Source organism: Janthinobacterium sp. EB271-G4-7A (assembly GCF_020858075.1).
GTDB classification, from domain to species: Bacteria; Pseudomonadota; Gammaproteobacteria; order Burkholderiales; family Burkholderiaceae_D; genus Janthinobacterium; species Janthinobacterium lividum.
In genome coordinates, this window is the sequence record NZ_JACYMI010000001.1 from 3,636,304 (window position 1) to 3,656,116 (window position 19,813).

The 19,813-nt window shown below is 64.5% G+C and carries 17 protein-coding genes; 6 read left to right on the plus strand and 11 right to left on the minus strand.

Annotated features, from left to right (window positions below):
* The first annotated feature begins 25 nt into the window (after positions 1-25).
* Positions 26-415 carry a DUF1090 family protein gene (locus tag IGS58_RS16305; protein WP_230522042.1) on the plus strand — a complete coding sequence of 130 codons (390 nt, stop codon included), beginning with the start codon at positions 26-28 and terminating at the stop codon, positions 413-415.
* On the opposite strand, the gene mmsB is transcribed toward IGS58_RS16305, so the two are convergent.
* The 3 genes from mmsB to IGS58_RS16320 are packed head-to-tail and all read right to left on the minus strand — an operon-like array spanning position 412 to position 4,086.
* Positions 412-1,305 carry a 3-hydroxyisobutyrate dehydrogenase gene (gene mmsB / locus IGS58_RS16310; RefSeq protein ID WP_230522043.1) on the minus strand — a complete coding sequence of 298 codons (894 nt, stop codon included), beginning with the start codon at positions 1,303-1,305 and terminating at the stop codon, positions 412-414. The two genes, IGS58_RS16305 and mmsB, sit on opposite strands and share 4 nt — an antisense overlap.
* Positions 1,306-1,315: 10 nt before the next feature.
* Complete coding sequence (locus IGS58_RS16315) at positions 1,316-2,842, minus strand: CoA-acylating methylmalonate-semialdehyde dehydrogenase (RefSeq protein ID WP_230522044.1); 1,527 nt, start codon at positions 2,840-2,842, stop codon at positions 1,316-1,318.
* A 26-nt stretch (positions 2,843-2,868) separates the two neighbouring features.
* Positions 2,869-4,086, minus strand: a complete 1,218-nt coding sequence (locus tag IGS58_RS16320; protein ID WP_070258944.1) for an ABC transporter substrate-binding protein — start codon at positions 4,084-4,086, stop codon at positions 2,869-2,871.
* 121 nt (positions 4,087-4,207) lie between these two features.
* On the opposite strand from IGS58_RS16320, the gene IGS58_RS16325 reads away from it, so the two are divergent.
* From IGS58_RS16325 to IGS58_RS16335, 3 genes are all read left to right on the plus strand, one after another.
* Positions 4,208-5,125 (plus strand): LysR family transcriptional regulator, encoded by a 918-nt coding sequence (locus tag IGS58_RS16325; RefSeq protein ID WP_034788899.1) that lies wholly within the window; start codon positions 4,208-4,210, stop codon positions 5,123-5,125.
* A 50-nt stretch (positions 5,126-5,175) separates the two neighbouring features.
* Positions 5,176-5,706: an isochorismatase family protein gene (locus tag IGS58_RS16330; RefSeq protein WP_230522045.1), complete on the plus strand. Its 531-nt coding sequence runs from the start codon at positions 5,176-5,178 to the stop codon at positions 5,704-5,706.
* A gap of 106 nt (positions 5,707-5,812) precedes the next feature.
* Positions 5,813-7,684 carry a carboxypeptidase-like regulatory domain-containing protein gene (locus IGS58_RS16335; protein WP_230522046.1) on the plus strand — a complete coding sequence of 624 codons (1,872 nt, stop codon included), beginning with the start codon at positions 5,813-5,815 and terminating at the stop codon, positions 7,682-7,684.
* A gap of 123 nt (positions 7,685-7,807) precedes the next feature.
* On the opposite strand, the gene IGS58_RS16340 is transcribed toward IGS58_RS16335, so the two are convergent.
* Genes IGS58_RS16340 through IGS58_RS16350 form a run of 3 tightly spaced genes read right to left on the minus strand, consistent with a single transcriptional unit; the run spans position 7,808 to position 12,043 of the window.
* Positions 7,808-8,965 (minus strand): DUF1624 domain-containing protein, encoded by a 1,158-nt coding sequence (locus IGS58_RS16340; RefSeq protein ID WP_230522047.1) that lies wholly within the window; start codon positions 8,963-8,965, stop codon positions 7,808-7,810.
* 9 nt (positions 8,966-8,974) lie between these two features.
* Positions 8,975-11,077, minus strand: coding sequence for a TonB-dependent siderophore receptor (locus IGS58_RS16345; RefSeq protein WP_230522048.1), 2,103 nt, complete (start codon positions 11,075-11,077; stop codon positions 8,975-8,977).
* Between the two features lie 54 nt (positions 11,078-11,131).
* The gene (locus tag IGS58_RS16350; RefSeq protein WP_070258952.1) at positions 11,132-12,043 is read right to left on the minus strand and encodes a LysR family transcriptional regulator; all 912 of its coding nucleotides are present in this window, start codon (positions 12,041-12,043) and stop codon (positions 11,132-11,134) included.
* 126 nt (positions 12,044-12,169) lie between these two features.
* On the opposite strand from IGS58_RS16350, the gene IGS58_RS16355 reads away from it, so the two are divergent.
* Both IGS58_RS16355 and IGS58_RS16360 read left to right on the plus strand, forming a co-directional pair.
* Positions 12,170-13,156: a zinc-dependent alcohol dehydrogenase family protein gene (locus tag IGS58_RS16355; RefSeq protein ID WP_230522049.1), complete on the plus strand. Its 987-nt coding sequence runs from the start codon at positions 12,170-12,172 to the stop codon at positions 13,154-13,156.
* A 71-nt stretch (positions 13,157-13,227) separates the two neighbouring features.
* On the plus strand, positions 13,228-13,533 hold the full coding sequence (locus IGS58_RS16360) for a tetratricopeptide repeat protein (RefSeq protein ID WP_230522050.1): 306 nt from the start codon (positions 13,228-13,230) through the stop codon (positions 13,531-13,533).
* Positions 13,534-13,557: 24 nt separating this feature from the next.
* Here the strand turns inward: IGS58_RS16360 and bla are convergent, their stop codons facing one another.
* From bla to IGS58_RS16385, 5 genes are all read right to left on the minus strand, one after another.
* Positions 13,558-14,499, minus strand: a complete 942-nt coding sequence (gene bla / locus IGS58_RS16365; protein WP_230522051.1) for a subclass B3 metallo-beta-lactamase — start codon at positions 14,497-14,499, stop codon at positions 13,558-13,560.
* Between the two features lie 79 nt (positions 14,500-14,578).
* Complete coding sequence (locus IGS58_RS16370) at positions 14,579-16,336, minus strand: M56 family metallopeptidase (RefSeq protein ID WP_230522052.1); 1,758 nt, start codon at positions 16,334-16,336, stop codon at positions 14,579-14,581.
* A complete protein-coding gene (locus tag IGS58_RS16375; protein ID WP_034757543.1) occupies positions 16,333-16,725 on the minus strand; it encodes a BlaI/MecI/CopY family transcriptional regulator in 393 nt (130 codons plus the stop codon). Before IGS58_RS16375 ends, IGS58_RS16370 begins: the two co-directional genes overlap by 4 nt.
* A 64-nt stretch (positions 16,726-16,789) precedes the next feature.
* The gene (locus IGS58_RS16380) at positions 16,790-18,280 is read right to left on the minus strand and encodes a hypothetical protein (protein WP_230522053.1); all 1,491 of its coding nucleotides are present in this window, start codon (positions 18,278-18,280) and stop codon (positions 16,790-16,792) included.
* Between the two features lie 104 nt (positions 18,281-18,384).
* Positions 18,385-19,731, minus strand: coding sequence for a DUF3422 family protein (locus tag IGS58_RS16385; RefSeq protein ID WP_230522054.1), 1,347 nt, complete (start codon positions 19,729-19,731; stop codon positions 18,385-18,387).
* Positions 19,732-19,813 lie beyond the last annotated feature (82 nt).

The window sequence follows — 19,813 nt, forward strand, 5'->3', positions numbered from 1 at the left end:
AGCCCACCACTTACACAGGAACGCCATGAACCGCCTCGCCACAACCGCCTTGACCCTGCTGCTCGCCGCAGCCTCCGTGGGCGCCAGCGCCGCCGACACCCAGCTGGCCGGCTGCGCCGCCAAGCGCGAAAGCATCCGCAGCGAATTGCGCCAGGCGCAGGAACAGGGCCTGTCCGACAAGGTCGCGGGCCTCACGCGCGCGCTCGACGAAGTCAACGCCCACTGCCGCGACAGTACCCTGGTCGAACGCCACAACAAGAAGATCGTCAAGGCGCAGGCGAAGGTGAACCAGACGGAGCGCTCGCTGCGCCTGGCCCAGGAAGCCAACAAGGAACCGAAGAAGATCGCCAAGCTGGAAGGCAAGCTGGAAAAAGCCAGGGCGGAACTGGCCACCCTGCAGGCGCAGCAACCTTAAACTTTATCGCCCAGCAGCTGATAAATGCTGGAGAAATCCAGCGCGCCCGATCCCGCCTTGCTGTGCAAACTATATAGATTGCGCGACAAGGCGCCCAGCGGCACCGAAGCGCCGCTGGCCAGCGCGCTTTCCACGGCCAGCCCCAGGTCTTTCAGCATCAGGTCGACGCCAAAGCCGCCCGTGTAGCCGCGCGACGCGGGCACATTCTCGGCCACGCCCGGACACGGGTTGTAGACGTCCAGGGTCCAGTTGCGGCCCGAGCTTTTCGCCATCACGTCGGACACCACCTTGGGATCGAGGCCATTGGCCACGCCCAGGCGTATGGCTTCGCTGGTGCCGATCATGAGTATCCCCAGCAGCATGTTGTTGCATATCTTGACCGTCTGGCCGCAACCGGAGCCGCCCGCGTGAAAGATGGCCTTGCCCATGACGTCCAGGTAGGGCCGCGCCGCCGCCAGCGCGGATTCTTCGCCGCCCACCATGAAAGTCAGCGTGCCGTTGGTGGCGCCCGCCGTACCGCCCGAAACGGGCGCGTCCAGCATCGGCATGCCCCTCTCCTGCGCCGCGCGGCCCACCTGGCGCGCCGCCTCGGTGGAAATCGTCGAACAATCGATCAGCAGGGTGCCGGGCCGCGCCTGCGCCAAAATACCCGCGTCCCCAAGGTAGGCCCCCAGCACATGGCGGCTGGCCGGCAGCATGGTGATGACGATATCGGCCTGGCCGATCGCCGCCGCCTGGTCATCGGACACGAGGCCGCCGCCGTCGGCAAACTGCCGCACGCTGGCCGGCAGCAAATCGAAGCCCGTCACCGCATGGCCGGCCCGCACGAGGTTCTGCGCCATGGGCAAGCCCATATTGCCCAGGCCGATGAAAACGATATTGGTGCCCATGGCCTTCCCCTTATTTCATCGCAATGGTGGTATTGACGCCGCTGCCGCCGTCGTCCGGGGCGAACCAGCGCGCCGTGACGGTCTTGGTCTGCGTCCAGAAGTACAGCGCCTGCTTGCCGTTCGGGCCCAGATCGCCCAGCTTCGACGCGCGCGACCCCGTAAAACTGAAATACGCGACGGGCACGGGAATAGCCACGTTGATGCCCACCTGCCCCACATCGATCTCGTTCTGGAATTTGCGCCCGGCCCAGCCGGACGAGGTGAAGATCGAGGTGCCGTTGCCGTTCGGGTTGGCGTTGATGAAGGCGATGGCCTGGTCCAGCGTGTCCGTTTCGACCACGCACATGGCGGGGCCGAAGATTTCCTGCGTGTAGACGGAGTTCGATGCCTGGACCTTGGAGAAAATCGTCGGGCCCATGAAGTTGCCGCCCTCATAGCCTGCCACCTTGTGGCCGCGGCCGTCGAGCAGCAACTGCGCGCCTTCGTCCACGCCTGCCTGGATCAGCTTTTCCGCGCGCTGCATGGCCGCCTTGGAAACCATCGGTCCCAGGTCGGCATCGCGGTCGCTGCCCGGCCCCACTTTCAGCGCCTGCGAGCGGGCGACGATTTCCGGCAGCCAGGAGCGCGCCTCGCCCACCAGCACCACCACGGAATTGGCCATGCAGCGCTGGCCAGCCGCACCGAAGGCCGCGCCGATCAGGTTATTGATCGCCTGCTCCTTGTTGGCGTCGGCCAGCACCACGCAATGGTTTTTCGCGCCCATCATCGATTGCGCGCGCTTGCCCGATTCGCTGGCGCGGCGGTACACATGCGTGCCCACATGGGTGGAGCCGATGAAGGACACGGCCTTGATGTCGGGATGGTCGCACAGCATGTTGACGACGTCGGCGCCGCCGTGCACGACGTTCAGGACGCCGGCCGGCAAGCCCGCCTGGTACATCAGCTCGACCAGGTACATGGTCGAGGACGGGTCCTGTTCCGACGGTTTCAGCACAAACGTATTGCCGCAGGCGATAGCGATCGGGAACATGAAGCACGGCAGCATGACGGGAAAATTGAACGCCGTGATGCCGGCGCCCACGCCCAGCGGCTGGTAGATATTGTAGACATCGACGCCGGTGGCCGCATTTTCCGCAATCTCGCCCAGCTGCAGGGTGGCGATCGAACACGCGTGCTCCACCACTTCCAGGCCGCGCATGACTTCCCCTTCCGCGTCGGGTAGGGTCTTGCCGTGTTCGCGCGTGATCAGTTCGGCCAAGGCCCCGATGTTTTCGCGGATCAGATGCTGGTACTTGAGCATGATGCGCATGCGCGCGGCCAGCGGGGTATTGCGCCAGGTCTTGAACGCTTCCCTGGCCGTGGCGACGGCCAGGTTGACTTCGTCCGGCGTGGAAAACGGCACCTTGGCGACGATTTCCTGCGTGGCCGGGTTGACGACGTCGCGCCATTCGCTGCTGCTTGACGCATGGTGCTTGCCGCCGATGTGCAGGGGGATGGCAGGGACCGGGGTGACTGCGTGGGTGAGGGCTTGGTTCATGTGATGCTCCGTAAGGTGTTCGTTGATTACTTCTTGACCAGATTGCACGCCGCAGCATCCATCGGCTTGAACGCCTGGTCGGCGGGGATGGTGGACAGCACTTTCAGGTAATCCCACGCGCCTTTCGATTCGGCCGGGGTCTTCACCTGCACCAGGTACATGTCGTGGATCACGCGGCCATCGGGGCGGATCGAGGCGTTGTTCATCACGGAATCCTTGATGGGCAGCTGGCGCATTTTTTCGGCGACGATTTTCGAGTCGTCGCTCTTCGCGGCCGCCACCGACTTCAGGTAGTGGTAGACGCTGGAATACACGCCCGCCTGCACCATGGTCGGCTTGGCGCCCTTGTTGAGCGCCTCGAAGCGTTTCGCAAACGCGCGGCTGCGCTCATCGTAATCCCAGTAAAAACCGTCCGCGTAGACGAGGCCCTGGGCCGTATCCAGTCCCAGCGCATGCACGTCCGAGAGGAACACCAGCAAGGCGGCCAGGCGCTGGTCCTTGCCGCTGCCGATGCGGAATTCGCGCGCCTGCTTGATGGCCGATACCGTGTCGGCGCCGCCATTGGCCAGGCCGATCACCTGCGCTTTCGAGCCTTGCGCCTGCACCAGGAAGGACGAGAAATCGGACGCGTTGAGGGGATGGCGCACGGCGCCCACGACGGTGCCGCCATTGCGCTTGACGACATCGCTGGCGTCCTTTTCCAGCGAATGGCCGAACGCGTAATCGACGGTGACGAAGTACCAGGATTTCTGTCCCAGCTTGGTCAGCGCCGCCGCCGTGCCGGCTGCCTGCGAATACGTGTCGAACATCCAGTGGAAGCCGTTCGGCGAGCAGTCTTCATTGGTCAGGCGCCCCGTGGCCGGGCCGCTGAACATGGCGATGCCGCCCTTCTCTTTCATCAGCTTTTGCACGGACAGAGCGACCGAGGAATTGGTCAGGTCGGCGATGGCGTCGACCTTGTCGCGGTCTATCCATTCGCGCGCCTTGGAGGCGGCGATGTCGGCCTTGTTCAAATGGTCGGCCGAGAGGATTTCGATCTTCATGCCCTTGCATTCGGCCTTCAGGCAATCCTCGACGGCCATCTGGCTGGCGACGACGGAGCCGCGCCCGCCCATGGCCGAATACGGGCCGGACATGTCGGTCAGGATGCCGACCTTGACGACGCCATCGGAAATTTGCGCGTGCGCGCCGCCAAAGGAAAGGGTGAGCGCCAGCGCGCCCATGGCCAGAACGGTTTTTTTCATGCGTGTCTCCAGGTGAATGGGTTTTCTTATATGTTTAGATGCATTCTGCATGTGTAAAAATATGCACTCAAGTGAAATTAATGCATAATTCCTTTGCAAAAATGCACAGAGGGGGTTTGCCATGCTCGATTGGGACAATGTACGGGTCTTCCTGGAACTGACGCGCAGCGCCGGCCTCGTCGATGCGGCGAAAAAGCTGGGCATCGACCATTCCACCGTGTCGCGGCGCATGCGCAAGTTCGAGGAGCAGGTGGGCACGCAGCTGTTCGACCGCAACTACGTGGGCTACCAGCTGACGCCCGAAGGCCACCGCCTGATGGAATACGCGGAAACCATGGAAAGCACGGTGTTCGCCGCCACCGAGGAATTGGGCGAGCACAACCGCCTGTTGTCAGGCCAGGTGCGCCTGGGCGCCACGGAAGGCTTCGGCGCCATCGTGCTGGCGCCCCACCTGGCGCAGTTCTGCGGGCGATACCCGCACATCAGCGTGGACCTGATCGCCGTGCCCCGCTTTGTCAGCCTGTCCAAGCGCGAGGCGGACGTGGCCATTTCCGTCGAACGCCCCCAGTCCGGCCCCTACGTGGTGACGAAGCTGTCCGACTACCGCCTGAAACTGTATGCCACGCCCGCCTACCTGGCGCGCCACGCGCCGATCACCAGCGTGGCCCAACTGGCGCAGCACCCCATCATCGGCTACGTGGACGACCTGGTCTTCAGTTCGGAGCTGCGCTACATGGACAACGTGGCGCCCGATTCCCTGCGCGCGTTTCGCAGCACCAGCGTGATCGCCCAGTATCACGCGGCGCGCGCGGGCCAGGCGCTGGCCATCCTGCCCTGCTTCGTGGCCCAGCAGTCGAACGAACTGGTGCCCGTGCTCGATGGCGAGATCGACCTGCTGCGCGCCTTCTGGATGATTTCGCCCAGCGAGCGGCGCAATATTGCCAGGGTCAGCGCCCTGTGGAACTACTTGCGTGCCGCCGTCGATTTGAATCATGGCTACCTGATGGGCGAAACAGCCGTGCCCAGCTGGCCAACTTGAGCAAACTGCGGCGCGCTACACTGTCGCCACATACTAATGAGGAGAACGCCATGCTGATGGATGCGAACCAGGCCGTACTGGTCATTGTCGACCTGCAAGGTCGCTTGATGCCGGCCATCCACGATGCCGGCCTCGTGCTGGCGCAAAACCTGCGCCTGGCGAAGATCGCCCGACTGCTCGACGTGCCCGTGCTGGGCACGGAACAGAACCGCCAGGGGCTGGGGCCGAACGTGGAAGAGATCGCCGCCCTGTGCGAACGGACCTTGCACAAGACGCATTTCGGCGCCTGTGCCGACGGACTGCAGGCCATCCTGCCGCCTGGACGCAAACAAATCGTCATCACGGGTTGCGAAGCCCATGTGTGCATGCTGCAGACGGCCATCGGCTTGCTGGAACTGGGGTACGAGGTCATCATCGCCATCGACGCCGTCGGCTCGCGCCAGGCCGCCAGCCGCGACGCGGCGCTGGCCCGCCTGGGCAAGCTGGGCGCCCATCTGGTGACGGTGGAAATGCTGGCCTTCGAATGGTTGCGCGATTGCAAGCATCCGCGTTTCCGCGAAGTATTGGCGCTGATTAAATAGAAAGCAGGTTTAAGCCAGATCAATCCTGTCGGCCGCCCATTTGCTAGCTTGGTAACAGCGCCGCCATTCCGAGCGGTGCGCCGTCCACATCAGCAAGGGAGCCATCATGGCCTATATCCTGCGGGGCAAGCTGTGCGGCTTGATCTGTGCCGAGTGTCCTGAAGCCTTATCCCACGTCATCGTGCGCCTGTACCGGCCGCGCGAGTCGCAAAACGTCACGGCCCTGGCCGTGGCCAGCGCCAAGGAAACCTTCGCCATCCTCACGGACGAGGAAGTGCAGGCGAAAGCGCCCTTCCTGCTGGCCGAAGCGCGCACGGATGACAATGGCAACTACAGTTTTACCCTGGAAGACGATTATCGGGGCGAGGCCGTCGAAGTCGATATCCTGTGCCCCACCGTGCCGCATCTGAAACCGGGGCCGAAAGACCCCGTGCCGCTGCAGTTTTCCATCACCACCATCCAGCCCCGCTGGCGCCAGGTAGAGAACGATTTCCTCGCCGTCTGGGATTATTGCCTGCCGCAACGCTTCTGGTGCCTGGTGCGCGCCCGCTTCGGCGCCTGGACCATCTGCGGCCGGCTGCGCACCTGCGACGCTCCCCACGCGCCGATCGCCGGCGCCACCGTGCGGGCGTTCGACGCGGACTGGCTGCAGGACGATGCGCTGGGAGTGGCGGTGACGGACGCCAGCGGGCGCTTCCGCATCGATTACCTGACGTCGGACTTCACCTTGACGCCTTTCTCGCCATTCATCAACGTGGAATTCGCCAGCGGGCCAGACGTGTATTTCACGGCGCAGCTGGGCAGCGTGACGATCCTGTCGGAAACGCAAGCCAACGGACGCCAGCCGGGGCGCGAAAATGTGGGCCACTGCTTCTGCGTGGAATTGTGTTCGAAAGACGTCTTGCCGCCCGACGTGGAAGGCGTGCCCCACTGGCAGCAGGTGGAAATCTTCGACATCCACCCGTTTCCCTCGCTGTCCGGCTTTTCCGCGCAAGGCTATGCGGGCGGCGCCGGAGCCTCGTATGTGTTCGCCGGCGGTGTCACCTTGAAGGGCAATTGCCCGCTGCGCAACAGCGCCATTCCCGCCAACCCGCTGGAATACCGTTTCCTGATCGGCGAATGGTCCTGGCCCGGCGGCAGCGACGACCCGGCAGCCATCCCCACGGTGGCACCCGCCAGCCTGGCGCCGCTCACGCAAATCCTCGGCACGCACGTCGGCTATGTGTTTTATACAAACGGACTGGGTCTCGGCGATTCGGCGCCCGTCATCATCGACGCGGGCGATCTGCAGCCTGGCGGCTGGATACGGGTGGACGGCAAGCCCGTCACCGTGGACATGCGCGACGGCACGACGGCCGTCGTCAACGTGGCGCCCAGCATCTTCCTGCGCACGTTTGACTTGCTGACCGTGAATACGCCGGCCATCACCAGCCTGCATCCGGCCAAGCTGCCGGGCGGCTTGCCCATCCTCGACGCGGGCCGCAGCCTGACGGCCGCCGAGAGCGAACCGATACGCCGCTACCGCCTGGGCTTCGAGGTGCGCGATGGCAATACCATGGCGCTGGTGGCGACGGACGGGCTCGATTCCATCGTCTTCGACAACTCGCCCGTCATCGTGGCACTGGACTTGGAAGAGCTGCGCAGCAATGCCTGCAACCCCATCGCGGGCGGCCTCGTGCATATCCTGTACACGATCGACCATCCGCATCTGCGCTTTTTCAATATCACGATTTCCAACAACAACGGCATCCAGCATCCGCCACCACCGTTGCCGGCCGCCAGCTTCACGCCGCCGCCACCACCGAGCAATTATCTGTTCCGCGGCGGCGCGGGCGGGCCGCATTTATCAGGCAACAATGGCGGCTTCCCCGTCAACGTGGCGCTCGATCCGCCGTGCGCCTACAGGGTGGCCATCGGTTGGCAAACGCGGCATTACCTGGCGTCGTCGCACAGCATTGACAGGCTGTATTGCAAATAACGCGTAAAAACCTGCTGTGCGTCGCGACTTGCGGCCTGCGGTGCTCACTGTGCTCTTGCACAGTTCCGCGCCGAGGCCACAATTCACTTCCGCTCGCTACGGTTTTTAAAGCGTTATTCTTGATCAGAAATAGCGCACCCACGCCTGCTGCGACGAACGCTTGTAGCGAGCAAACGCGCGGCAGGGAAAGTACAGCACGGGCATCAGGGCCAGCGCGATCAGCCACACTTGCCAGACATGCTCGACGCCATACCGGGCACCGTGGTTGGCGCCCAGCACGGCTGTCAAGGCGAGACCGATGGCCAGCAGCAGGTATAAATGCAGCAGATAGTAAAACATGGGCGCGCCGCCAAAGGTGGCGCAAGCCCGCGTGAACCAGTTGTCAAGCGACTCCAGCCAGGCCAGGCCCAGCATACCCAGGCCCAGGGTGAACAGCAAAAAGTCCAGCGATGGCGGATATTTCGTGAAGTTCAGCACGCTCATGGCCGTGCGCAAGACCGTGTCGCCCGCCACCCACGGCAGGGTTTCACCATAGATATTGCAACCGCGCAGCACGGCCAGCAACAGCAAGCTGCCTGCGCCCAGCGCCAGCAGCAGGCGCCGCCGCCCCTCCGGCGAACGACTGCGCGCATACAGGGGCCCGGCCGCATAGCCGAGCACGATCACGCCTATCCACGGCAGCAACGGATAACTGACCTTGATCTTCATGGCGCCGTCCGCCACCAGATACCCCCGTTGCAGCAGCACCGTCAGCAAATAATAGCCAAAGCTGCCCTCTTCCGCGCGCAAGCCCGTGAGCAAATGCTGGCCCGCGATGATCGCCACGCCCAACAGTGCCAGCACTTTCAACGGCAACTGGTGCAGCACGGCCAGCGCCATCATGGCCAGGCCGATGACCCAGATCACCTGCAGATACAGCACGGCTGGCGGAAACGCCCCGCTCCAGGCGAAATTGACGAACACCAATTCCAGCACCACCAGCAGCAAGCCCCGCTTGAACAAGAAGCCCGTGGCGCTGCGGGGCCCGGCGGCCGGATGCGCATACAGCCAGGCGGACAAGCCCGTCAGGAAAACGAACATGGGCGCGCACACGTGGGCGGCCAGGCGCGTGAAGAACAGGGCCGGATCGACGCTGGCTGCATCCATCGGGTCGCTGACCTGGTGGTGTAAAAAGACAGTTTCACGCACATGGTCGAACAGCATGATCAGCATGACGAGGCCGCGCAGCACGTCGATGACGGCGATGCGGGTGCGCAGGGTGGCAGAAGAAGTCGATGTCATAGTAATTGCTTAAAAACGGTAATGGGCATGCAAGGTCACCGTGCGCTCGGCACCCGGCGCCACCCACAGCTGGCTATACGAACTCGCATAGTAGCTGCGGTTGAACAGGTTTTCCACGTTCAGGGCCAGGCGCAATTGTGCGTTGGGCGAATACGACGCCAGCAATCTGGCCGTCGTATAGGCCGGCAGGGTAAATTGGCTGCTGACGGCCACGTCGCCCAGGCGCTCGCCCACATATTGCACGCCGCCGCCCACGCTGGCCGTGCCCGTGTCCAGCGCAAATTGCTGGGTGGCCAGCAGGTTGGCGCTGTGGCGCGGCACGTTGGCGAAGCGGCTGCCCGTCACGATCGTATTGTCGCCGCGCGTGACGGTGGCGTTGGTGTACGCATAGGCGCCCGAGACGCGCAAGCCGCGCGCCACTTCACCCGACACGTCCAGTTCCAGCCCCCGGCTGCCCACTTCGCCCGCCGCGATGGCGAAATCCGTGTTGGCGGGATTCGTCGTCAGCACATTGCTCTTGCGGATGTCGTACACGGCCACGGTGCCCGTCAGCTTGCCCGTTTCCAGCTTGGCGCCCAGTTCATACGAGCGGCTGCGCTCTGCCGGGAAAGCCTGGTTGGCGATGCTGATGCCGCTGTTGGGGCGGAAGCCCTTGGCCGCGCTTGCATACAGCGACCACATTGTCGACGGCTGGTAGACGAGGCCCGCGCGGGGACTCGTGGCCGACAGCGACTGGCGGTTGCTCACGTTCAGGCGATTGTTCGTCACGTCCTGCGTGTACGTATCGTGGCGCACGCCGACCAGCGCCTTCCATTGCGCGCCCAGATCCAGTTGATCCTGCGCATACAGGCCGCGCGCCTTTTGTCCTTCCTGCGTGTCGATGGACAGGGCCAGCGGATCGGCCTTGCCGCCATACGCGGGATTGAAGATGTCGATGGCATAGGCATTCGCGGCCGAAGGATTGCGGCGCAGCTGCACCCGGTGGTCGTCGAAATGATAGGCGTCGATACCGGCCAGCACCTCGTGCGCCAGCGCGCCCGTCCTGAACTTGCCCAGCACTTCGACGCGGGCCGACACGTCGGTGGCGGAGAAATCACGGTGGCGGCGCTGGCGGTTCAGGGTGCGTCCATCGGCCAGCAGCTTGTTCGCCTCGGTCGAATAACCGCTCAATTCGCTGTCGCGGTAGGAAGCCCCTGCCTGCACCGTCCAGTCTTCCGACAGCGCGTGGTGGATGAACAGCTGCTGCCCCAGCGACTTGACCGTCATGGGCCCGTCTCCCGGTTCGCCCAGGAAGCGCGAGACGGGGACAAGACCCAGCTGGCCGTTCACGGCCACCACGCCGCGGTCGAACGGCGCGCGCTGGCGCACCGCTTCGATTTCATACGACACGGTCGTGTGCTCGCCCAGCAGCCAGAGAAACGAGGGAGAAAACAGGCTGCGCTCGACCTTCAAGGTATCACGGAAACTGTGCCCTTCTTCATGCGCCGCGTTCAGGCGGTAGGCGATGGTGGCGCTCAGCGGTCCCGTCAAATCCAAAGCTGCGCGGCGCGTCTGGAAGCTGCCGAACGACACATCGGCGCTGTACTCGGGCGCGAATTTCGGCTTCTTCGTCGTGATGTTCACCGTGCCGCCCGGCTCGCCCCGGCCGTACAGGGCCGACGCGGGGCCTTTCAGCACTTCGATAGCCTGCGTATTGCCGCCGTCGCGCATGCCGTTGTAGCCGCGGCTGGAACTGAAACCGTTGACCATGTAGTCGGAGCCGAAATTCGGGTCGCCCGTAAAGCCACGCATGGCATAGCTGTCCCACAAACCGCCCAGCGGACTTTGCTTCGCGATGCCGCTGGCCAGGTCCAGCGCGCCGGCCAGGGTCGTCACGCCGGCGTCGCGCAGCAAGTCGCCGGTCAGCACGCGCACGCTTTGCGGCAAATCCATCAGCAAGGCATCCGTCTTGGTGGCGCCCGTGGCGGACAGGCTGCGGTAATGCTGGCGCTCGGCCTTGACGGTGACAACGTCCTGCGCGTCAGGCTTGTCGGCAGCGGGGTCAGCTGCCAGCGTCAGGGGACTGGTGGCGGCAAGCAACAGCGCCACGGGGCGGCGTAAAAACACGGACATGGGATTCCTGACAATGGACAATTCAATGCAATAGGCTTGCATTATAATTGATAATCAATTCTCATTAAAGCCTTCGTGAAAAATCTGCGCCAGGAACTCCACAAACACTTGCACCTTGGCCGCGCGCAGCTGGCGCGGGTGGAACAGCGCCCACAGATCCGGCCCCCGCGTGCGGAACGGTTGCAGCACGGGCACCAGAGTCCCTTCGCGCAAGGGCTGCAACACGGAGACGGACAGGGCCTGGACGACGCCGCAGCCGGCCTGGGCGGCGGCGATCATCGATTCGATATGGTCGAAGGCCAGGGCGGCCGGCGGCGTGTGCGCATACGCCGCATCGCCCTCGCCGGCCTGGAACAGCCAGGGCCGCACCTGGCGCGATTTCGGGTACAGAAAATGCAGGCAGGCAAACTGGTCCAGTTCTTGCGGCGTGCGCGGCGTGCCATGCCGGGCGACAAAGGCGGGCGAGGCGCAGCACAGATAATCCATGTTCAGCAGGCTGCGCGCCACCAGCGATGAATCCTGCGGTGCGCCGATGCGCAGCATCACGTCGATGCCCTCTTCCACCATGTCGACCAGGCGGTCGCTGACGGTCAGGCGCAGGGAAATGTCGGGATAGGCGGCGGTAAAGCGGGGCAAGGCGGGCGCCACCAGGTTGCGGCTGATGCTGCTGGGCATGTCCACACGCAAGCTGCCCGATGGCCGCTCGGCCGCCTGCAGCAAGCTCGTTTCCAGCGCCGCCATGTCGGCCAGCACCTGGCGCGCCTGCGCATGGCACTGCCGGCCTTCGGCCGTGAGCGACATGCTGCGCGTGGTGCGCTGCAAGAGACGCACGCCGAAGTGCTTTTCCAGCGCCGCCACCTGGTTCGTCACGGACGACGTGGAAATACCCAGGCGCTGCGCCGCCTTGCTGAAGCCGCCCGCCTCGACCACGGCGCAAAACACGTGCATTGCTTCCAGCCTGTCCATGCCAGTCTCCTGTAATTCTTTGATTCCGGCGATTATCCACGATACTGAAATAGTGCATCGGGATGCGCCCCATTTTTCTTTGGACCGTCCCCGCCTAGACTGGGGCATCAACCACCGGAGAATCCCATGCAAGCCCTCATCCTCAACACCTTTGCCGCCCCCATGAGCATGGCCAACCTGCCCGTGCCGCAGCCCGGCCCCGGCCAAGTCCTCGTGCGCATCGCCGCCAGCGGCGTCAATCCGCTGGACACGAAGATCGCCGCCGGCGCCGCCCCACACGCCCGGCCCCGCCTGCCCGCCATCCTCGGCATCGACATGGCCGGCACGGTGGCGGCCATCGGCGATGGCGTGACGACTTTTCACGTTGGCGCAACAGTCTATGGCATGGCGGGCGGCATCGGCGGCATCCAGGGCTCGCTGGCCGAGTACGGCGTCTTCGACGCAGCGCTGCTGGCGCCCGTGCCGCCAGCGCTGAGCATGCGCGAAGCGGCCGCCCTGCCCCTCGTCTTCATCACGGCCTGGGAAGGGCTGGTCGACCGCGCCCACGTGCAGGCAGGCGACAGCGTACTCGTGCATGGCGGCGCGGGCGGCGTGGGCCATATGGCCGTGCAGCTGGCCGTCGCCCTTGGCGCCACGGTGTATGCCACGGGCAGCGCGGCCAGCCGCGATGCCATCGAGGCGCTGGGCGCCCGCTTCATCGATTACCGCACCAGCACGGTGGATGACTACGTGGCCGAACACACGGGCGGCGCCGGCTTCGACATCGTCTACGACACCGTGGGCAGCGCTACCCTGGACGCCAGTTTCAAGGCGGCACGCATCTATGGCGGCCACGTCGTCAGCTGCCTCGGCTGGGGCACGTTCGCGCTGAGCCCGCTGACGGCGCGCGCGGCCAGCTATTCGGGCGTGTTCACCCTGCTGCCCCTGTTGAGCGGCCAGGGCCATGCGCGCCATGGCGCCATCCTGCGCGAAGCCAACAAGCTGATCGAGGCTGGCAAGCTGCAGGTGCGGCTCGACCCGCGCCGCTTTACCTTGCGTACGGTGCACGATGCGCATGCGGCACAAATCGATGGCAGCGCGCGCGGCAAGCTGGTGGTGGATGTGGAGGATTGAACGCCGGCTTGTTTCCCGCGCGCCGAAGCGTTAATATGCAAGAATAAACTTGCATATTGATGAGGCCGGGAATGCGTGAAAATCTGGAAAAACTGCTGGCGCAGGGGCGCGACAACGCCCTGCTGCGCTTTGGCCTGGGCGACGCCTGCCTGAAAGACAATGACGCCGAGCAAGCGGCCCTGCACCTGGCGCAAGCCACCGTGCAGCAGCCCGGCTATTCCGCCGCCTGGAAGCTGCTGGGCAAAGCCTTGCACCAGCTTGGCCGGCTGGACGAAGCGCAGGCGGCCTGGACCACGGGCGTGACAGTGGCCCAGCAGCAAGGCGACCTGCAAGCCGTCAAGGAAATGACGGTGTTCCTGAAACGCCTGCAAAAATAGCGGCAGGCGTCAGGGTAAAACCGTTTAATGCGCGTGCGCCGCGCCCTTGGCCTCAAGAGGCAGCGCGACGCCCCGTTCCTTCGCCAGGCGCTTGGCCAGCAAGCCGCCCGCTTCGGCCGCATAGGCGCGGCAAGCATTCGCATCGATCAGGGGATTGTCCGTGCCGCTGCGCTTGGCGGCCTTGCCCAGCACGTCCGTCGTGCCCGGATGGACCGGGATGATGATGTCGCATGGCAAGGCGGCCACCTTGGCGATGCTCGCTTCGAACGAGGCCGAAATGTCAGGCGTGCCACCCTTGCCCGCGCCTTTGCCTGTATAGCGGAAATCGCCGCTCGCATACGGGTTCAGGCTGTCCGCATACACGACGTCCAGGCAGCGGTCGCCTTCGCACGAGGTCCACGTCCACGTCGTGCCGCCCGGCGTGTGGCCCGGCGTCATGTGGGCCGTCAAGGTCACTGGGCCCACCTTGACGGTATCGCCCTCGCCCACCAGGCTGACCTTGCGCACCTTGGCCACATGCACGACGGGATTGGCCTGGTATTGCGGATCATCCTTGCCATTGGTGCCGCTTTGCAGCACCGGAGCGGCCGCTGCGCTGGCCATCACGGTGGCGCCGCTGGCCCGCTGCAGCGCGGCAATGCCGCCCGCATGGTCCCAATGGGCGTGCGAATTGAGGATGACTTTCACATCCTCGATGCGAAAGCCCAGCGTCTTGATATTCGCCACGATCAGGGGCGCCGACTGCGGCAGCGCGCCGTCGAGCAGGATATGGCCCTGCGGACTCGTCACCAGCACGGCGGACAGGCCGGCCGTCCCCACATACCAGCTATTGCCATAGATATTGAACGGCTTGACGGGCGCGTTCCATTCCTTGCAATTATCGCAATCGACAGGTTTATCCTGCATGGGTGCGGGGGTCTTCGCCTGCACCGAACCAGCCGCCATGGTCGCAACCGTAGCCAGCATCAACTTCGCCAATAGTGTCATCTTCATCTCCAGAGTGTAAAAAGGTGGGCGCCCGCACTGGCGCGCCCGGGGGGGGGTATCAATGCATGCGGCCTGGGCTCCCGGCCAGGGTGTCGCGGATGTGTCCGGCGTCGAGCGAGCGCCGCTGCGCGCCGTCGGCGTCCAGCAGCACCACCGTGACGTGCTTGCCGCCGCTGCGCATGCGCATCGTCAGGCAACTGCCCGCCTCGTTGCTGCTGCCCGTCTTGGACAGCAGAATGTCCCAGCCCTTGCCGCCCACCAGCGGATTGGTGTTGTGCAGGGTGCGCGTCTTGCCATTGACGGCCACGCTCGCCTGCGGGTGGCTGGTGATGCGCGCGATGTCCGGATAGCGCGCGGCCGCCGCGACGATCTTCGCCACTTCGCTGGCAGTGGACATATTCGCGGGAGAACTGCCGACGGGGTCCGTCAAGGTGGTGCGGCGCAAGCCCAGGTGGCGGATCTTCGCTTGCAACGCTTGCGCAAAGGCAGTGTTGCCGCCGGGATAGGTGCGCGCCAGCGCGGCGGCGGCGCGGTTTTCGGACGGCAACAGGGCCAGTTGCAGCAGCGCGCCGCGCGACACGGCCACGCCATCGGCCAGCAGGCTGTGGCGCTGCAACGACGCATCGCCGTCGGCGCGCACGATGCGCAACTGTTCATCGGGATCGAGTCCCGCATCGAGCACCACCATGGCCGTCATCAGCTTGGTGATCGAGGCGATGGGCACGACGGCATCCGCATCTTTCGCCATCAACACCTTGCCGCTGGCGTCATCGAATACCAGCATGTGTTTCGCGCTGACGGGCAAGGCCAGCATGCCGGCGGCAGCCTCGGCCAGCATCGCCCCGCTGACTGCGGGCTTTTCCTGCGTCTGCAGCAACAGGGTGGCGCAGGCCAGCAGCAAGGCGGGTACGGCCAGTTTCCAGCCGGCAGTATCCAGCCCAGGCGCCATCAGGCGTTCTATGCGCGTCAGCAACGCCCCGCCCCGTGCCGACATCAGCAAGCGGGAATGCTGCGGCGCAGCCGTGTGCAGGGACAGCGCATGCAGCGCCGTGGCCAGCTGCTGCGGGTCTTGCAGCGCCTGCGCAGCCAGGGCATCGGCCACCTGTTCCCGCTCGGCCCGCATGCGCGCCGACAGCCACCAGACGACGGGGTGAAAAAACAGCAGCGCCTCGGCCACGCTTTGCAACAGGTTGACCAGGTAATCCCAGCGCCGCACATGCGCCAGTTCATGCGCCAGCAGCGCTTCGAGCAGGGCGACGGGCATGCCGCTCAGCAAGGCGGCCGGCAGCAGGATGACGGGGCGCCAGAAACCCACCGTCACGGGACTGGCCAGGCCTGCATGCAGCTTCAGCGGCACTGACCGACTGCCGCGCAAGCCCATGCGCAGCGCCAACGCATCGAGGCGCGCCTGCCAGATGGCGGGGGCCGCCACAGCCTGGCGGCGCAGCCTGCCGACCCAGGCCAGGCCCAGGCACAGGCGCAAGCTCATCAGGCCAACGCCGGCGCTCCAGGCCAGCACCAGGGCCGGCATCCACGCTTGCAACGCGGCGCGCCAGGCGGGCGGCGCAGCCATCGGCAGCTGGGCCGGCGATGTGCCCGACAGCAGAGACAGCAGGTGGAGCGAGGGAATGCATAGGCACAGCAGCAGCGCCAGCGCGCACACGGCATAGCGCCAGCGCGCGCTGGCGTGGCGCAGCAGCCAGAGCAATACAGCGGAGACGGCGCCGACGATCAAGCCCTGCCAGACAAAATACAGCAAGACCCAGCCCAGCGCAGGGACAAGGTTGCCCAACTCTATGCCCAGGTCCAGGTTCATGGCGCGCCGCCATCCTTGCTGCGCAGGATTTTTTCAATTTCCAGGCGTTCCGCGTCGCTCACGTGTTCGCGCAGCGCCGTCAGCACGAGCGCCTTGCCGGAACCGGAAAACACCTTGCCGATCAAGTCCTTGAGCAAACTCGTTTGCAACTTTTCCTGCGCTTCGACGGCCGCATACAGCTGCGGCCGCTGGCTTTCATCGCGGCTCAGCAAGCCCTTGCCATGCATCAGTTGCAACTGGCGCAGCACGGTGGCGTAACTGGCGTCGGCACGCTCAGCGGCCAGCGCGTCATACACGGCGCGGGCGTCGGACGGGCCGCGCTGCCACAGGATGCGCAGCAGGTCCAGTTCGGCGGCCGTGGGATGGGGAGTGGAGGTATTTTTTAACATGCCGCTAGAATACCCAGTCTAGAACTCAATGTCTAGAACTTTTTTTCTAGACTGCTGGACTGGTCTAGAATTCGCGCAAGCGGTCGAACAGCGCCAGCAAGGCCGCCTCATCGACGAGCGTGGCGCCCTGCCCGCCCAGCTGCCCACGCAGCTGGGCCAGCAGCTCGGCCAGCACCGTGTAGATTTCCTCGCGCTCGACCGTCTCGATGATGCTCGTGCGCCGCTCGATCTTGTTGAAGGCATCCACATAGGCGGCGACCATCGTTTCCAGCGCGGCGGCCGCCGCCGTCGCCTGCATGGCGGCATCGATGCCGCGCGTCACGGCCAGCATGTTCTTGTAGGCCAGCGCCGCCTTTTTCGCATACGCGGGGGAAATATGCTCGCGGCCATCCCAATCGCGGAACGGGTTGAGCAGGTTATCCGCCAGCCATTCCGGCTTGCGTGCCTTGGTCACCGACAAGTCCAGTCCCAGCGCCGCCGCTGTCTTGTAGCCGGCCTTGATGGCCTTGGCGACATCCGCTGGCAAGCTGGTCAGCCACAAGGCCGACAGCTTCGGCAATTGCGCGGCCGATGGAAATTCCTCCGCCGTGAAACCGAACAGGTCATAGGCGGTGAACGTCCGCAGCTCGGTCAGCCGCGCAAGGCTGGCCATCTGCGACGCCATCCCCGGCTTGCCCCAGATGCGCAAGGATGTCAGATGGGGAAAACGCTGCGCTACGTGCGCCAGATCAACGTCCTTCATGCCGATCAGCGACAGGCCGCCCAACTGGTCGAGACCGTGGAACGGCGGCAGCGCGTGCGTGCACTGCAGTGTCAGGTGGCGGCCGTCCGCGCCATCGTCGATGCGCAGCGCCGGCGATGGCGCGCTGCGCAGCGCGAGCAGGCTCAAGCCTTCGTTCAAGACCAGGCTGGTGACGCCATCGGGCTGCAGGATCAGGCGGCTCAAGCCGCTGCCGCTGAAGTCGAGCGCATGCACCGTCGATGATTGCCAGTCCAGCTCATTGATGAAGGGATTGCCCTGGATAAACTCCATCAAGGCTTGCGTGCCGTTGCCAGTCTCGATCGACATCAGGCAAGGCAGTTGCTCCAGCTCGGACACGTCGCCCAGCGCCTGCAAGACGCTGTCATTGATTTTCGTCGCGTCCTGCCGGAAGACCTGGCCGCCCAGCGTCACTTCACGCTTGTCCGACGCGGCCTTGAACCGCTGGCGCCGCAGCGGATCGATGCGCTCCCAGTTGCGCTGGCGCAGCACGCTGTCGCCCACGTACCAGGCACTGCGGTAGCTATTGACTTCCACATCCACCAGCGGCGCGATATTGCCAACCAGCGTATAGCCAGGCGGCACGTTCGCCGTGGCATAGCAGTGATCGTGGCGATTATTCCAGAAGAAATAATCGCACAGCAGCGGCCGCATGGCTTGCACGGCCGCCGCATCGGGCAAGGCGTCACCGGTCCAGTCCAGCTCCAGCACGGCAGCTACGGGCCTGGACGAGGATGCATCCTTGATGCGGGTGACCTGGCAAGCCACATACTGCTGCAGCTCGGACGAAAACACACTGTAAACATCTCCAACATTCGCTAGCACGCAACTTCCTTTTCAAAACACCTGACGGTCGAATGTTGAAAGATAGCAAAAATGACAGCGCGATGTCGTCCTGTTCAGTCCGCGTGCAGCTTGTGGTGCATGCGGCGCAGCCCCAGCCACACGGCGGCCGCCACGAACGGCACCAGCGCGCCGACGAGGATTTCCGGATTCACGGGCAAGCCCATCACCTTGGCCGCCTTGCCCGTGTAGCTGAACAGACCGATCACATAATAGGAAATGGCGGCCACCGACAAGCCTTCCACCGCTTGCTGCAAGCGCAGCTGCTGCGCCGCGCGGGCGTTCATCGATTGCAGGATTTGCCGGTTCTGCAATTCCTGCACGATGCCCACGCGCGTGCGCAGCAAGTCATTCGTGTTGGCGATGCGCTGCGCCATCGCTTCCTGGCGGCTGGCCATGGCTTCGCACGTGTTCATGGCGGGCGTCAAACGGCGGTCCATGAATTCCTCGACCGTGGGTATGCCTTCGATGCGCACTTCGCGCAACTCGTCGATGCGGGCCTTGACCAGGCCCATGTAGGCTTTCGAGGCGGAAAAACGGTAGCTATTGTCGAGCGACAGCTTTTCAATGCGGGCGGCCAGGCGCGTGATGCGGTCGAGCAAGGCTTGCTCGGCAACACCCTCGTCGGCCTTCACCAGGCCCGGGGCGTCGTCCGTGTCGACCATGGCGGCGGCCAGGGTGGCCAGTTCGTTCTCGATGGCATTCAAGGATGGCGCCGCCTGCATGGCGTAGGGCAAGCCCAATAAAGCCATCATGCGGTAGGTTTCGATTTCCAGCACGCGCTGCACCAGGCGGCCCGACTGCTGCGAGCGCATGCCCGCATCGCGGATGACGAAACGGCTGAAGCCATCGGACTGGATGGTGAAATCCGTCCACAATTCGCCGCCTTGCAGCACCTTGCTGCCGGCCAGGGTATTGCCCTCGAACACGCGCGACAAGCCCTGCATGAATATCTCGGCCGGTTCGGTCGCCTGCTCGAGCACCACGTGCGCGGCCACCATCAGCTTGCCCTTCAAGCCCACCAGCCACTGCTGCGGCAATTGCGCCAAAGGCATGCGCTCGAACGCCTGTTCCAGGGGCAAGGCCTGTCCCGGATGCTCGGCGAAGGTAAACGTGGCAAATTCCGTGTGGCATTCCCATTTCAGGCGGAAGCGGCCAAAGTCGTAATAAAAATACTTGGCTTCGGCAGCCGGGGGCGTGACGCCGAAATGCGTGCACAGGGCCGCCAGGGTGGCATGCTGGGCGGCCATATTCGACGCACCGGGCGCTGCGCTGTCATCCTTGTACACGGCCAGATGGGTGATCAGCTCGGGCGCATCGAGCTGCAAAAACGGCCGCGAATGGATTTCCGCCGCCAGCGGCACGCGCAATGCGTGGTTCAAACTGGAGTTAATCAAGTGCATGATAGCCAAAGGTAAAGTTGCAAAACTGCTTAGACCCGCGCGCGTGCTGCTGTGCCCGCAGCGTGGGTCTGATTGTCACAGT

What these genes read in the sequence shown, in the direction of transcription:
- IGS58_RS16305 (WP_230522042.1), top strand. Translation starts at nt 26, where the DNA reads ATGAACCGCCTCGCCACAACCGCCTTGACCCTGCTGCTCGCCGCAGCC.
- mmsB (WP_230522043.1), bottom strand. Translation starts at nt 1,305, where the DNA reads ATGGGCACCAATATCGTTTTCATCGGCCTGGGCAATATGGGCTTGCCC.
- IGS58_RS16315 (WP_230522044.1), bottom strand. Translation starts at nt 2,842, where the DNA reads ATGAACCAAGCCCTCACCCACGCAGTCACCCCGGTCCCTGCCATCCCC.
- IGS58_RS16320 (WP_070258944.1), bottom strand. Translation starts at nt 4,086, where the DNA reads ATGAAAAAAACCGTTCTGGCCATGGGCGCGCTGGCGCTCACCCTTTCC.
- IGS58_RS16325 (WP_034788899.1), top strand. Translation starts at nt 4,208, where the DNA reads ATGCTCGATTGGGACAATGTACGGGTCTTCCTGGAACTGACGCGCAGC.
- IGS58_RS16330 (WP_230522045.1), top strand. Translation starts at nt 5,176, where the DNA reads ATGCTGATGGATGCGAACCAGGCCGTACTGGTCATTGTCGACCTGCAA.
- IGS58_RS16335 (WP_230522046.1), top strand. Translation starts at nt 5,813, where the DNA reads ATGGCCTATATCCTGCGGGGCAAGCTGTGCGGCTTGATCTGTGCCGAG.
- IGS58_RS16340 (WP_230522047.1), bottom strand. Translation starts at nt 8,965, where the DNA reads ATGACATCGACTTCTTCTGCCACCCTGCGCACCCGCATCGCCGTCATC.
- IGS58_RS16345 (WP_230522048.1), bottom strand. Translation starts at nt 11,077, where the DNA reads ATGTCCGTGTTTTTACGCCGCCCCGTGGCGCTGTTGCTTGCCGCCACC.
- IGS58_RS16350 (WP_070258952.1), bottom strand. Translation starts at nt 12,043, where the DNA reads ATGGACAGGCTGGAAGCAATGCACGTGTTTTGCGCCGTGGTCGAGGCG.
- IGS58_RS16355 (WP_230522049.1), top strand. Translation starts at nt 12,170, where the DNA reads ATGCAAGCCCTCATCCTCAACACCTTTGCCGCCCCCATGAGCATGGCC.
- IGS58_RS16360 (WP_230522050.1), top strand. Translation starts at nt 13,228, where the DNA reads ATGCGTGAAAATCTGGAAAAACTGCTGGCGCAGGGGCGCGACAACGCC.
- bla (WP_230522051.1), bottom strand. Translation starts at nt 14,499, where the DNA reads ATGCTGGCTACGGTTGCGACCATGGCGGCTGGTTCGGTGCAGGCGAAG.
- IGS58_RS16370 (WP_230522052.1), bottom strand. Translation starts at nt 16,336, where the DNA reads ATGAACCTGGACCTGGGCATAGAGTTGGGCAACCTTGTCCCTGCGCTG.
- IGS58_RS16375 (WP_034757543.1), bottom strand. Translation starts at nt 16,725, where the DNA reads ATGTTAAAAAATACCTCCACTCCCCATCCCACGGCCGCCGAACTGGAC.
- IGS58_RS16385 (WP_230522054.1), bottom strand. Translation starts at nt 19,731, where the DNA reads ATGCACTTGATTAACTCCAGTTTGAACCACGCATTGCGCGTGCCGCTG.